Origin of the sequence: Winogradskyella wandonensis, from assembly GCF_004346845.1 — a bacterium.
Lineage (GTDB): Bacteria > Bacteroidota > Bacteroidia > Flavobacteriales > Flavobacteriaceae > Winogradskyella > Winogradskyella wandonensis.
On the sequence record NZ_SMGI01000001.1, the window covers coordinates 211,763 to 224,732 of the forward strand.

12 protein-coding genes are annotated in these 12,970 nt (G+C 34.8%); 7 read left to right on the forward strand and 5 right to left on the reverse strand.

The genetic code is table 11. The annotated features are described in order from the left end of the window. Window positions 1–26: 26 nt before the first annotated feature. Entirely contained in the window at window positions 27–542 is a 516-nt protein-coding gene (locus tag DFQ05_RS01030; protein WP_132702679.1) for a hypothetical protein, read from the forward strand. Between the two features lie 3 nt (window positions 543–545). Here the strand turns inward: DFQ05_RS01030 and DFQ05_RS01035 are convergent, their stop codons facing one another. Beyond that, window positions 546–743, reverse strand: a complete 198-nt coding sequence (locus DFQ05_RS01035; protein ID WP_132702681.1) for a Lacal_2735 family protein — start codon at window positions 741–743, stop codon at window positions 546–548. 60 nt (window positions 744–803) lie between these two features. Further along, window positions 804–1,505: a DUF4197 domain-containing protein gene (locus DFQ05_RS01040; RefSeq protein ID WP_132702683.1), complete on the reverse strand. Its 702-nt coding sequence runs from the start codon at window positions 1,503–1,505 to the stop codon at window positions 804–806. A 158-nt stretch (window positions 1,506–1,663) separates the two neighbouring features. On the opposite strand from DFQ05_RS01040, the gene DFQ05_RS01045 reads away from it, so the two are divergent. After that, window positions 1,664–2,791, forward strand: coding sequence for a TlpA family protein disulfide reductase (locus DFQ05_RS01045; protein WP_158281880.1), 1,128 nt, complete (start codon window positions 1,664–1,666; stop codon window positions 2,789–2,791). Between the two features lie 33 nt (window positions 2,792–2,824). Here DFQ05_RS01045 and DFQ05_RS01050 read toward each other — a convergent pair whose 3' ends face one another. Then, the gene (locus DFQ05_RS01050) at window positions 2,825–3,928 is read right to left on the reverse strand and encodes an OmpA family protein (protein WP_132702687.1); all 1,104 of its coding nucleotides are present in this window, start codon (window positions 3,926–3,928) and stop codon (window positions 2,825–2,827) included. Window positions 3,929–4,204: 276 nt separating this feature from the next. Between DFQ05_RS01050 and DFQ05_RS01055 the strand changes: the two genes are divergently transcribed. The 4 genes from DFQ05_RS01055 (at window position 4,205) to DFQ05_RS01070 (ending at window position 11,266) form a co-directional block, all read left to right on the forward strand. Then, window positions 4,205–7,639 carry a methylmalonyl-CoA mutase family protein gene (locus tag DFQ05_RS01055; RefSeq protein WP_132702689.1) on the forward strand — a complete coding sequence of 1,145 codons (3,435 nt, stop codon included), beginning with the start codon at window positions 4,205–4,207 and terminating at the stop codon, window positions 7,637–7,639. Between the two features lie 155 nt (window positions 7,640–7,794). After that, window positions 7,795–8,418: a DEAD/DEAH box helicase gene (locus tag DFQ05_RS01060; RefSeq protein WP_132702691.1), complete on the forward strand. Its 624-nt coding sequence runs from the start codon at window positions 7,795–7,797 to the stop codon at window positions 8,416–8,418. A gap of 90 nt (window positions 8,419–8,508) precedes the next feature. Further along, a complete protein-coding gene (locus DFQ05_RS01065; RefSeq protein WP_132702693.1) occupies window positions 8,509–9,627 on the forward strand; it encodes a hypothetical protein in 1,119 nt (372 codons plus the stop codon). Window positions 9,628–9,721: 94 nt separating this feature from the next. Further along, window positions 9,722–11,266 (forward strand): alanine/glycine:cation symporter family protein, encoded by a 1,545-nt coding sequence (locus DFQ05_RS01070; RefSeq protein ID WP_132702695.1) that lies wholly within the window; start codon window positions 9,722–9,724, stop codon window positions 11,264–11,266. A 2-nt stretch (window positions 11,267–11,268) separates the two neighbouring features. Here DFQ05_RS01070 and DFQ05_RS01075 read toward each other — a convergent pair whose 3' ends face one another. Continuing rightward, complete coding sequence (locus tag DFQ05_RS01075; RefSeq protein ID WP_241974185.1) at window positions 11,269–11,664, reverse strand: hypothetical protein; 396 nt, start codon at window positions 11,662–11,664, stop codon at window positions 11,269–11,271. A 116-nt stretch (window positions 11,665–11,780) separates the two neighbouring features. Between DFQ05_RS01075 and DFQ05_RS01080 the strand changes: the two genes are divergently transcribed. Continuing rightward, window positions 11,781–12,224 carry an Lrp/AsnC family transcriptional regulator gene (locus DFQ05_RS01080; protein WP_132702697.1) on the forward strand — a complete coding sequence of 148 codons (444 nt, stop codon included), beginning with the start codon at window positions 11,781–11,783 and terminating at the stop codon, window positions 12,222–12,224. Between the two features lies 1 nt (window position 12,225). On the opposite strand, the gene DFQ05_RS01085 is transcribed toward DFQ05_RS01080, so the two are convergent. Continuing rightward, window positions 12,226–12,969: a DJ-1/PfpI family protein gene (locus tag DFQ05_RS01085; RefSeq protein ID WP_132702699.1), complete on the reverse strand. Its 744-nt coding sequence runs from the start codon at window positions 12,967–12,969 to the stop codon at window positions 12,226–12,228. Window position 12,970: the final 1 nt, after the last annotated feature.

A 12,970-nucleotide genomic window follows, 5' to 3' on the forward strand; every position in this document is an offset into this window, starting at 1 on the left:
AATAACTTTAAGAAAACTAAATCAACATGAAATCACATATTACACTTCTGCTTTTTGTTGTCTTTGCGTTGCAATTAAACGCTCAAAGCACTAATTGCGCTTGTTGTACTGAAAAACACGCTGAGTTCTCTTTTTGGGAGGGCGAATGGGAAGTCACTTTACCTAATGGGAATAAAGCTGGGACAAATCAGTTAAAATTAATCCAGAATAAATGTGTTCTCCAAGAAAATTGGACAAGTGCTTCGCCAGGTTATACAGGGACAAGTCATAGTTTTTATAACGGAACGAAGAAACAATGGGAACAAGTCTGGATAGACAATCAAGGTGTAAGCTTACATCTTAAAGGAAACAAAGTAGAGAACCAAATGATACTTCAAACAGACCCCGATTTAAATAAAGAAGGTCAACAATTTATAAATCGTGTCACATGGACAGATAATGAAGATGGCACTGTAAGGCAATTATGGGAAGTTATAACGCAGACAAAGGAAGGCGAAAAAGTTGTGACTGCCTTTGATGGATTGTATAAGCGAAAAGAATAATAATTAGGATGAAAGCGAGGTATAATCGCGCTCCAGGAATTTTAATTTATTAATCTTATGCAATAATTGCATGGCATGATATTCCGATATATCGCTTAACTCGTGGTCAGTTTGTCTAAAATTATAGGCATCTTCTACCAACCGAAGGTATCGCTCTTTAAGTTTTTTTCTCTTCTCAAGAATTTTAATAGTATTAAGCATTACGGATTAATTCTGTTTTAAATATACTTAATTTATTGAAAAGCAGAAAGTTAAATTTTATTAATCTTGAAGCGCAAAAACCTTCTTTAGTAAATCAGTTGTTCTAGAAGAAAGTTTAGTGCGTATTTCCTTTTCTTCAACAGCAATCATAGTATAAACGCCGTTTAATGCCTCTGAGGTGACATAGTCGGTTAAATCCGGATTTACATCATTAGTCAAAGGTAAATTATTGTATTTATTTATAAGGTTTGCCCAAATTTCGTCAGCGCGAACTTTAGATAATGAATTATTAATAACGGGCTTAAATTTATTGTAAAGCTCTGTTTTTGTTTTGCTTGTCAGATATTGAGTGGCGGCATCATTATTACCTAAGAGTATGTTTTTTGCATCTGCAAAAGTTATTCCTTTTACAGCATTAACAAATATAGGTGTCGCTTCTTTTACGGCATCTTCTGCTGCTCTATTTAAGACTTTAAGTCCTTCGTCTGCTAAACTTCCTAGACCGATATTTCTTAGTGTTTTATCAACCTTTTGTAATTCTTCAGGTAATAAAATTTTAACTAATTCATTTTTAAAAAAGCCATCTTTTTGAGTGAGTTTCGATACTTGCTTGTCAATTCCAAAATCTAGAGCTTGTCTTAGCCCAGAAGCAATATCAGCATTACTTACTGTGCCTTGTGGTAACTGATTAACCACTTGCTGTAGTTCTGCACAAGAAGTTATAAGTGAAATACAAATTAGTAGTATTAATGATTTTTTCATGATTTAGTGTCTTAAATAGTAATTATAACCTATCAAATATATACATAAAACTTACGTTTACCTGCTTAAGAGCTATATTCTATTTTAAGAAAATTGACCAAATCAATATAAATAGTAACTTTAGCACGGTATTTGTTTAAATAAGCAGATATATGATTATGAAACGATTACAGTTAAGAATTACATTTTTTACAATACTTTATTTTGTAGTATCAATAAGCTATTCTCAGATTAAAGTTTCAGAAATTATTCAGGAATCTAAAATAGCTAATGAAGACGCCAACAAGCTTTATTTTGTAGATTTCTGGGCAACGTGGTGTGGCCCATGTGTTTACGCTAAAGAAATGCTAACCGTGCTTCAACAGCAGCATCCAAAAGATTTTTATGTTATTTCTTTATCTGATGAAAATGCAGATAAAGTAAAAGCTTATTTAAAAAAGAAACCATCTAAGTTAGCAATAGCCGTAGATTTTGAAGGGAATACGTTTAAATCATACGACATTTATTCCAGGCCAAATGGTATACTATTTAACGCAAAAGGCGAAAAACTCTGGCAAGGCCACCCAGCGGATTTAAGTTCTAGTATGATATCTCGTTTTTTGCGACAGAATCAAAATAGAAAATCACTTTCAAAATTTGTGAAGGAAGTAAAGGCTAAATCGGCTGTGATAAAAGATTATCAACCTAAGGATGATTTAGAAATTAAATATAATAAAAATGAAAACAGTGAGTTTACCATTTCGTATGGTAAAACTCATCTGAAGTTAGACGGGAGTTTAGATAAGATTTTAAGTTATATATCTAAAGTTAATGAGAAGCAAATTCTCGTTAAACCTGTTTTAAACAAAAATTATACGGTTTACATAAGGCTATCTGATGCCTATAATCCTAGTGCTAGTCACCAAATTTTAGATAAGCTTGGTTTAGAAGTTAAGGAAAGTGAAGTACTTGGAGAAGCGTTGACGCTAAAAGTAAGAAACCCAAACTTTTGGGATACTAACCAAATTAATTGGGGCGATGTATCCTCTAAATATCTAGTAAGCGATAGCGATATCTCAGCAGACAATGTTAGTTTAAAAGATGTATCGTATCAGTTATCTAAAGCTTTAGATATACCTGTTGTTATATCATCATCTAACGACACCTATATCAATGGTATTCACGATTGGCAGGTGCATTACAAGTATTACGAGTTTATGCAAAGTAATTTCGAAGAGTACGGAATAAAGGTTAAGAAGGAGAAAGTCAAATATCCACAATATATCATAATAAAAAAAGCACCTTAAAACAGGTGCTTTTTCTATTAAGTAAACTAGAATTTAATTTGTTGCATTAACTACTCTAAATTCTGTACGTCTGTTTCTTTGATGTTGTGCTTCAGAGCAATCAACACCATTAGAACATCTGTTTGTCAATCTAGTTTCTCCAAAACCTCTAGCAGTTAATCTACTTCTAGAAATACCTTTAGACACTAAATAATTTACAACAGACTGAGCGCGTTGCTGAGATAAAGATTGGTTAAAATCGTCATTACCTCTAGAATCTGTATGAGACATAATTTCTACATTTACTTTAGAATCTCTCATCATTGGAAGTAATGTTTCATCAATTGTCTTTTTAGAAGCTGCCGTTAAACGAGCACTACCTAATTCGTAGAATACAGGTAATACATTAGGGTCTAGTAATTCGCAATCTACTTCTTCCCAAGAAGAAATTCCACCTTTTTTATCTAAAACAGTTCTAGTAATTGTCGCTGATTGAGACGGAACTGTTGTAGGAATAGCTCTTGCAGGTGTATCCACTACTTGTCTTGTAATCGTTTTGTACTCAGCCGGAATTTCTATTTCATTAACTCTAGCTGGAGTTTTTACAACACGTTTTGAGTATGTAGCATTTCTACCAGGAACTGGCTCGTTAGTTGTTTTTGCATCAGAGGCTAAAGTCGTGTAAGATACTTCTCTAAATTGTGCAGGATACTCAACAAAACAAGCAGCAACACAATCGTCTTTATTAACAGAAGGGCAATCTTCTAAAATTTTGTATTCCCACCCTGACGTTTTGGGGTAAGTCTCGTAAGTTTTACTCGCCGTACTAAAAGTTGCTGGAATAACATTTAGTCTAGAAGCATCTTCTTTTTTTACATAAGATACTTCAACAGTTTCGTAAACAGCTGGGATATATTCATATCTCTTACTAGCTTCTTTAACTAATACGCGCTCTTCTACAGTCTTGTAAGTTGCTGGTTGGACTTTAAGCGTTGTATATTCTGGAGACGATTGGTACGTCTCTGTAACTTCTTTAAATGTATCTTTGGTAATACATTTTACATAACATTTTCCTGGGGTTGGATTAGAGGGTAAGTCTTGTGCATAGGAAAAAACTACACTTGCTAAAAAGCAGACTAATAACAATTTTTTTTTCATAAAATAATTGGTTTTTGAGTTAATGGTTAATGTAAAAATTGCCAAAAAGAAAATGATAAACACCGTTCTCTTTTTGTAAAAAGCTGATTTTTTGAAAGATGGAACTTTAAAAGTAAGAAAAAAGATACGTTTTAACAAATTTTTTAGAATTTTATCTAATACCTAAATGACTATGAGGTTTCGTACTCCTAATTATCATTAAACATTTCATAACAAAAGCTATTGATTTTTATAATTTCAGTAAATTTGCAGCTCTAAAAAGCAACCCAATTACGAATGAAACAAGTCGCACCATATAAGCCAAAAAACAAAGTACGTATAGTAACCGCAGCATCACTTTTCGATGGACATGATGCTGCTATAAATATTATGCGCCGTATCATACAATCCACAGGCGTAGAGGTTATTCATTTAGGTCATGATAGAAGTGTTGAAGAAGTTGTGAATACTGCAATACAAGAAGATGCTAATGCTATTGCAATGACTTCTTATCAAGGAGGTCATAACGAATATTTTAAGTATATGTACGACCTTCTGAAAGAAAAAGGAGCAGGTCATATAAAAATCTTTGGCGGCGGCGGTGGCGTTATCCTTCCCGAAGAGATTAAAGAACTAATGGACTATGGTATTACGCGTATCTACTCTCCTGATGATGGAAGAGCCATGGGACTGCAAGGGATGATTAATGATTTGGTTGAAAAATCTGATTTCGCGATTGGAGATAGTTTGAATGGTGAAGTGAAAACACTTCAAAATAAAAACCCCAAAGATATTGCGCGTGTAATTTCAGCAGCTGAAAATTTTCCTGAAGTAGCAAAAGATGCTTTAAAATATATCGAAGAAAAGAATAAAACATCAAAAACACCTGTTCTCGGAATCACAGGAACTGGCGGTGCTGGCAAGTCCTCTTTAGTAGACGAATTGGTAAGACGTTTCCTTATAGATTTCCCTGAAAAGACAATAGGTTTGGTTTCTGTTGACCCTTCTAAACGTAAAACAGGTGGCGCACTTTTAGGAGATAGAATCCGTATGAATGCCATTAATTCACCACGAGTATATATGCGTAGTCTGGCGACACGTCAATCGAACTTGGCTTTATCTAAGTATGTTAATGAAGCTATTGAAGTTTTAAAAGCTGCAGAGTATGATTTAATTATTCTCGAAACTTCAGGTATCGGTCAGTCTGATACCGAAATTATGGAGCATAGTGATGTGGCTTTATATGTTATGACGCCAGAATTCGGCGCTGCCACGCAACTCGAAAAAATCGATATGCTAGATTTTGCAGATTTAGTTGCTATCAATAAATTCGATAAACGTGGTGCTTTAGATGCGTTACGCGATGTAAAGAAACAATACATGCGTAACAATAATCTTTGGGATGTGCATCAAGACGATTTGCCTGTTTTTGGGACTATCGCTTCACAATTTAACGACCCAGGAATGAATACGCTCTACAAATCCATTATGGATAAAATTGTAGAGAAGACAGATGCAGATTTAAAATCGACTTTCGAGATTTCTAAAGAAATGAGCGAGAAGATTTTTGTCATTCCACCAAATCGTACACGTTATCTTTCTGAAATTGCCGAAAGTAATCGTGCTTACGACCAAACGGCTTTAACACAAGTTGAAGTGGCTCAGAAATTATACGGTATTTATAAAACGATTTGTTCTGTAGCTGTCATTTCGAACGAAAGTGAGAAATCTCATCTGAGTAAGCACGGAATTGAAAGTGATGCCATATTAAACGCTGCGTCAGACGAAAACAAAGATTTCGTAAAACTACTAATTGCTGAATTCGACCGTGTAAAACTAAATCTCGACCCATACAATTGGGAAGTCATTACAGGTTGGGACGAAAAAGTAAATCGCTATAAAAATCCTATTTATTCGTTTAAAGTTAGAGATAAGGAGATAAAAATTGAAACACATACTGAGTCATTATCGCATACTCAGATTCCTAAAGTAGCGCTTCCAAAGTATTCTGCTTGGGGCGATATTTTAAGATGGACGTTGCAAGAAAATGTGCCGGGTGAATTTCCATATACTTCAGGTTTATATCCATTTAAACGCACAGGAGAAGACCCAACACGTATGTTTGCAGGAGAAGGTGGACCAGAGCGTACCAACAGACGTTTTCATTACGTGAGTTTAGGTATGCCTGCAAAGCGTTTATCTACCGCTTTTGATAGTGTAACTTTATACGGAAACGACCCAGATTACAGACCAGATATTTATGGTAAAATTGGAAATGCTGGTGTATCTATCTGTTGTTTAGACGATGCTAAGAAATTGTATTCTGGTTTCAATTTGGCAGACCCAATGACATCTGTGAGTATGACCATTAATGGTCCTGCGCCGATGTTACTTGGCTTTTTTATGAATGCAGCCATTGACCAACAATGCGAAATTTACATCAAAGAAAACGGCTTAGAGAAAGAAGTAGAAAAAAAAATTGCTTCAATCTACAAAGGTAAAGTCCGTCCAAGTTATAATGGGGATTTGCCAGAAGGTAACGATGGTTTAGGTTTAATGTTATTGGGTGTTACTGGTGACCAAGTCTTACCTGCAGGCGTATATGCAGATATAAAAGCTAAGACTATTGCTCAAGTTAGGGGAACAGTACAGGCAGATATTCTTAAAGAAGACCAAGCGCAAAATACATGTATTTTTTCTACAGAATTTGCGTTGCGCCTAATGGGTGACGTGCAGGAGTACTTTATAGATAATGCTGTTCGTAATTTTTATTCAGTATCTATTTCTGGTTATCATATCGCTGAAGCTGGTGCAAATCCAATCACACAATTGGCATTGACGCTTTCTAATGGATTTACTTATGTTGAGTATTACCTAAGTCGCGGCATGGATATTAATAAGTTTGGACCAAACTTATCCTTTTTCTTCTCCAACGGAATTGACCCAGAATATGCCGTAATTGGACGTGTAGCAAGACGTATTTGGGCAAAAGCACTAAAGCATAAATACAACGCTAATCCAAGAGCGCAAATGTTGAAATATCACATTCAAACTTCAGGACGTAGTTTACATGCTCAGGAAATCGATTTTAATGATATTCGTACAACACTTCAAGCGTTATACGCTATTTACGATAACTGTAACTCATTACATACAAATGCTTATGACGAGGCGATTACAACACCTACGGAAGAATCAGTGCGTCGTGCCATGGCTATTCAGTTAATTATAAACAAGGAATTAGGTTTAGCTAAAAACGAAAACCCAATTCAAGGTGCCTTTATTATTGAAGAATTAACCGATTTGGTTGAAGAAGCTGTTCTGTTAGAATTCGATAGAATTACAGAGCGCGGCGGTGTTCTAGGCGCTATGGAAACCATGTATCAGCGTAGTAAAATACAAGAGGAAAGTTTGTATTACGAAACCTTGAAGCATAATGGTGAATTTCCAATCATTGGCGTAAATACATTTTTAAGTAGTAAAGGTTCTCCAACGGTTCAACCAGCTGAAGTTATTAGAGCTACGGAAGAAGAGAAAGAGTTTCAAATTCAAACACTAAAAAATTTACATGAAGCGCATGACACTTCAGAATTATTGAAAGATTTACAGCACAAAGCAGTGAACAATCAAAATATTTTTGAAGCCCTAATGGAAGTCTGTAAAGTGTGTTCTTTAGGACAAATAACAAGTGCCCTATTTGAAGTAGGCGGACAGTATAGACGAAATATGTAAACAGGATTCCAATTTTGAAAAGTGTAGCGCATTCAAAATTGTGAATCTCGTTTACCCTGAGCTTGTCGAAGGGGCTTTTTAGAAGAGATTTAAAGAGAATTTAGAGCTGTACGAATCGCTTACCCTGAGCTTGTCGAAGGGTGAAATAACTAACTATGTCATTCAAAAAACTAAATCCACTATTAAAGGAAACGCTTGAGCAATTAAATTTTGAAGCACCCTTGCCATTTCAAAAAGAAGTATTACCAACTATAAAAAGTGGCGCTGATGCCTATATAATCGGCAAGAAAGGAAGCGGAAAGACAACTGCGCTCATTATTCATACTATAAATAAATTAAAAGCAGAAGCTTTTGAAGATTCGCCGAGAGCATTAATCATTGTTGAAAATCAAGAGAAAGTTCTTAAACTCGAAGAGGAATTCTTAAAATATACTGCCAATACAGATTTACGTGTCTACGCCACAAGCGAGCGTTACGATTTCGAAAAACAAAAAGTAGCTATTTATTATGGACAAGACATCGTTATTGGTACGCCGGCTTTTATTACAAAGTTATATTTTCAAAATGCATTGCATTTAGGGGAAATTCAGATTTTTGCTTTGGAGGATGCCGATTACTTAGGGCGCCACAACGCTTATAATCATATTTTAAGATTGACGGAAAGTATGGATAAGTTTCAGTCTATAATTATAGCGGACGACTGGAATTCTAAGATTGCCAATTTCCAAAACGGCTATATGAGTAATGCTAGAGTTTTAAAATTAAAGAACCAAGATTAGCAAAAGCTTAATCAATATTTTCGGTAAGAACGAATACAAAATCCCTTTTCATCAAGGGATTTTTCTATATTTAGTCATTCAAACTATATAATGCTTGCAACAATTGAATATACAGTCACAACAATAGTTTGCCTTATAACGGCGATTGTTATTCAGCGTATTTATATTAAAGAAAAAAATAGAGGCACAAACCCGAATGCCATTAACGGTATAAAATGGTTTGGACTGGCCATATTTGTTTGGGGATTAGGCGCATTGTTCAACGTTTTGTTTGTCAATATTCTTGAATGGGAAAGTTCCAATAAGTTGATTATTTATTATGGCGTAGTCATTTCTATTGCAAACTCGTTATGTATTTTGTTGTCATTGCCATCAATCGAACACAACGAGTCCCGAAGCATGGTCGTGCGCCTTGTAGAACGATTTTCTACTAAAGAATTCATTGGGCTTTATTCTGGCGTTTTGGGGATGATAGCATTTGTTTTTATAGCGGCATCATATACAAATGACAACATTAGTAATAACTTTATTTGGTTAATAGATATTCCGGTTTCGGTATTTGTGGCATTATCGCTTTTGTACGAATTGAATAAAGCGTTTAAAAGTCGTCAGATGAAATTTATGTATCTGCCAACATTCGCATTATTCTTTTTGATAATTGTCGCAGTGACGCATCGCATTATTCCGCAAGACCAAGTCATCAATTATATTGACCAAGGATTCTGGGCAGTTGTTGGTAGTATTACTTCAATCTCATTTAAGTTTCTGTTTATTTTATTGTTTTCAATCTTATTATATAGTTGGAAATTTTTATCTGAAAAAGAACAACAACAATCTTTAGTAAAACAATTATCTGATGAGAATTTAGAATTAAAAATTCAACTTTCTAAAACTGAATTGGCTAACGAAAGTCATTTAGATACTATAAAATCTATGAAGACCGAGTTGGAAGAACTCAGAAAAAAGAGTGTTGTGGAATTATCTGACCGACAAAAAGAAGTCTTAGCCAATTTAGCATTATTAGGAAAAGGGAAGTCTTATACAGAAGTAGCAGAGGCTATGCACATAAGTGTAGACGGTTTTCAAACACATATTTATCAAATTAAAAAACTTTTGAATATAAGTGGTTCTGATGGAAAGGCGCAACTTATTGATTACGTAAAGTCTAATAATCTGCTTAAATATGCTACAATAAACTCTAATGATTAAGCATATGCTTAGCCATTATGTTTAAAAACAAACAGCAATACTTAACCTTTTGCTCTATTGATAATCTCCACAATTTGCTTAAAAATTTTTAGTCATGTTTTTAAGCTTACAGAATCAATCATTAGATGAACAAATTGATACTCAATTTGGCAATGCCACAGAATGGTTTACGGATGCCATTCTAGCTCAAATTCCAATAACAGAAAGTGTTGGTTTACCTTGGGTACTCATCGTTCTAATTTTAGGGGCTACCTATTTTACGTCCTATTTTAAACTTATAAATTTTCGAGAATTTTTCACTGCAATTAGAGTTGCAAAAGGAAATTATGATAATCTAGAAAGTGGAGGTTTAGTTTCGGTTTCAAACATGGTTTCAACAATAGATGGTGACCAGCCCGACACTATTAGAGTCGAAGGTAAAGTCGAGGGTGAAGTAAGTCACTTTCAAGCCTTAACAGCCGCTGTTTCTGCAACTGTTGGTTTAGGTAACATCGCAGGAGTAGCTATAGCATTATCTATTGGTGGACCTGGAGCCACGTTTTGGATGGTATTAGCAGGTCTACTAGGAATGTCTTCCAAATTCGTAGAATGTACTTTAGGTGTAAAATATCGTGAGGTTGATGAAAACGGTACTATTTATGGTGGGCCAATGTATTACCTAAAAAAAGGACTTAAAGAAAAAGGGTTTGATAAATTAGGAAAGGTACTGGCTATACTATTTGCCATAATGTGTATTGGAGGCTCTTTTGGCGGAGGTAATATGTTTCAAGCCAACCAAGCTTTTAAGTTATTCGAATATGTTACCGGAGGCGAAGCAAGTTTTCTATCCGGTCAAGGTTGGCTGTTTGGTTTAGTTATGGCCATTGCTGTAGGTGTTGTGATTATTGGAGGTATTAAGAAAATTGCCAAGGTTACAGATAAAGTTGTGCCAGTTATGGTTGTGGTCTATATTTTGGCAGTATTGACTATTTTAGGAATTAATTTTTCTAAAATTCCAAGTGCATTCGCTGCTATTTGGGATGGTGCATTTAGTCCAGAAGGCATTGGAGGTGGTTTTGTGGGCGTATTAATTCAAGGGTTTAAGCGTGCTGCGTTTAGTAACGAAGCAGGTATTGGTAGTTCATCTATTGCGCACAGTGCTGTAAAAACCAGCTATCCAGCATCAGAAGGTTTGGTGGCCTTGTTAGAACCTTTTATAGACACGGTTTTGGTTTGTACAATGACAGCCTTAGTTTTAATTATTACAGGTAGTGTAGATACCTCAGTGGTTTTGAGTAATGAAGAAGGTGTTATACTTACAGCAACAGCGTTAGAAAGCGGAATTTCTTGGTTTCCATATTTGTTGTCCGTAGCTGTAATCCTATTCGCGTTTTCGTCAATGATATCTTGGTCTTATTACGGTTATCAGTCGTGGAGTTATTTATTCGGAAGAAAGAAATCTACAGCGTATACTTATAAAATCATATTCTGCATATTTACTATTATTGGTTCTGCTGCTACGCTAAACGCTGTTGTAGATTTTAGTGATGCAATGGTATTTGCAATGATGGTACCAAATATGATTGGACTTTTTTTACTTAGAAAAAAGGTACTTGAGGAGCTTAAAAAGTATAAAGACTTAATTAAAGGGAAGCTTTAGTTTTAGAGCGTCAACATCCAATGACGCTGAAGCTTTCTAAATTTCTTAAGCTCTTTTCTAAGAATTGGTAAATAATCGCGACCGTTACTTTTAGTGTTTTCTAGGCGTTTACAATTTTTATACAAACGATACGTTAAGCGGTCTAAACTCTCAATGTGCTTGTGCTTCTTGTCCGAAAAGCGTTCGCGCTCTGCATTAAGAATTTCTGGAGCTAAATTTGAAGATTGCTGAATAATATCCCCAGTAAAATAGATATCGTTATTCTCCTTGCCATCAATATTTAAAACACACAAATCGTCACTCAAGTATGTGGAAATACTTCGCGATAAAAGAAAAATATCCATAGCTTTCTGATAAAGCGGAATATTTGAAAGATTTGATGGTATTGAATAGTTCACCTATATAGCAAATTTTACACGAATTTAGTTACTTGAACCTAGTTTATGCTTTAGTATTTAAAGTAATTATGTATTTTTACTTTAATTTATGTGTTAATTTTTGTAAAAAAGTTTAAATGAAAATAGATTCACTTAATTGGCAGATTTTAAAGTGTTTACAGGAAAATGCTCGGATGACAAATGTCGAAATAGGAAGGCGTATAGGCGTGAGTTCTCCAGCCGTAGCTGAACGTATAAAAAAAATGGAAGATGCCGAAATTATTCAGTCATATAAAACTCTAATCTCACCTTTTGCTGCGGGATATCAACTTAAAGCCATTATTACACTTCGTGCTTTTATGGGCATGTTAAAACCGTTTTTAGAGAAGGTAAAAACGTATGATGAGGTTATTAATTGTTACCGTATTACAGGAAACGAAAACATTGTGATGGAAGTGGTTTTAAAAAACCAATCGCACTTAGAAAAATTTATTGACCAGCTTATTGTATATGGCGAAACGAAAACACAGATTGTGTTATCTCATGTGGTAAATCATAACGTGGTAAAACCCTTGAAATAAATTATTCCACCACAATGTGAGGAACATTATCTAAATTCCAATCGATGACTAAACCACCAGCTAAACTCTGAGCGATTTCTTTTCCGTATAAATATTCGCAAAGATAGAGCGCAGCTTCAAAAGATTTTGCGCCACCTGCTGAAGTAATGTATTTACCGTCATGTACAAAAAGAACATCTTTTCTAATAAGTAAATCTGGGTAACGCTCACGCATTTTATCTATATCACTTGGGAACGTTGTAGACACTTTTTCTTTGAGTAGTCCAGCTTCAGCTAAAACAAAAGCGCCATCACAATGTGAGGTTACAAATTGAGCATCTTTATCAACTTTTTTCACAAAGTCAATCATCGCTTTATCGTCTAAATCTGAGTCTAAATGATGCTCGGCGCTTGGCACAACAAGAATATCAATCTTTGGTAATTTGTCAGAAATATAATTGTAATCTGGAAGTATTCGCATGCCTTCAAAAGTCGTAATTTGGTCGTCTGTATTCGCAACCGTAAACACATTCATAGCTTTGATATTTTCTCTAAAAATCGTATGCTGAAAAATGTCGTAAGGCGCTGTTAATTCTGTATTGTAAGTACCATCCATAATAAGAAACGCCACATTATAGCGCTTTGGCTCTAATTTTGGAAATTGTTTTTCTACAAACGTATTATCTGTTTCAGAATGTTCTGTTTCTTTTTTATCGTTACAGCTTAAGCTTAAAAAAGCTAAGGCGACTATAAGCAGTTTTTTCATA

Coding starts and splice junctions, on each gene's coding strand:
- DFQ05_RS01030 (WP_132702679.1), top strand. CDS start 27: ATGAAATCACATATTACACTTCTGCTTTTTGTTGTCTTTGCGTTGCAA.
- DFQ05_RS01035 (WP_132702681.1), bottom strand. CDS start 743: ATGCTTAATACTATTAAAATTCTTGAGAAGAGAAAAAAACTTAAAGAG.
- DFQ05_RS01040 (WP_132702683.1), bottom strand. CDS start 1,505: ATGAAAAAATCATTAATACTACTAATTTGTATTTCACTTATAACTTCT.
- DFQ05_RS01045 (WP_158281880.1), top strand. CDS start 1,664: ATGAAACGATTACAGTTAAGAATTACATTTTTTACAATACTTTATTTT.
- DFQ05_RS01050 (WP_132702687.1), bottom strand. CDS start 3,928: ATGAAAAAAAAATTGTTATTAGTCTGCTTTTTAGCAAGTGTAGTTTTT.
- DFQ05_RS01055 (WP_132702689.1), top strand. CDS start 4,205: ATGAAACAAGTCGCACCATATAAGCCAAAAAACAAAGTACGTATAGTA.
- DFQ05_RS01060 (WP_132702691.1), top strand. CDS start 7,795: ATGTCATTCAAAAAACTAAATCCACTATTAAAGGAAACGCTTGAGCAA.
- DFQ05_RS01065 (WP_132702693.1), top strand. CDS start 8,509: ATGCTTGCAACAATTGAATATACAGTCACAACAATAGTTTGCCTTATA.
- DFQ05_RS01070 (WP_132702695.1), top strand. CDS start 9,722: ATGTTTTTAAGCTTACAGAATCAATCATTAGATGAACAAATTGATACT.
- DFQ05_RS01080 (WP_132702697.1), top strand. CDS start 11,781: ATGAAAATAGATTCACTTAATTGGCAGATTTTAAAGTGTTTACAGGAA.
- DFQ05_RS01085 (WP_132702699.1), bottom strand. CDS start 12,969: ATGAAAAAACTGCTTATAGTCGCCTTAGCTTTTTTAAGCTTAAGCTGT.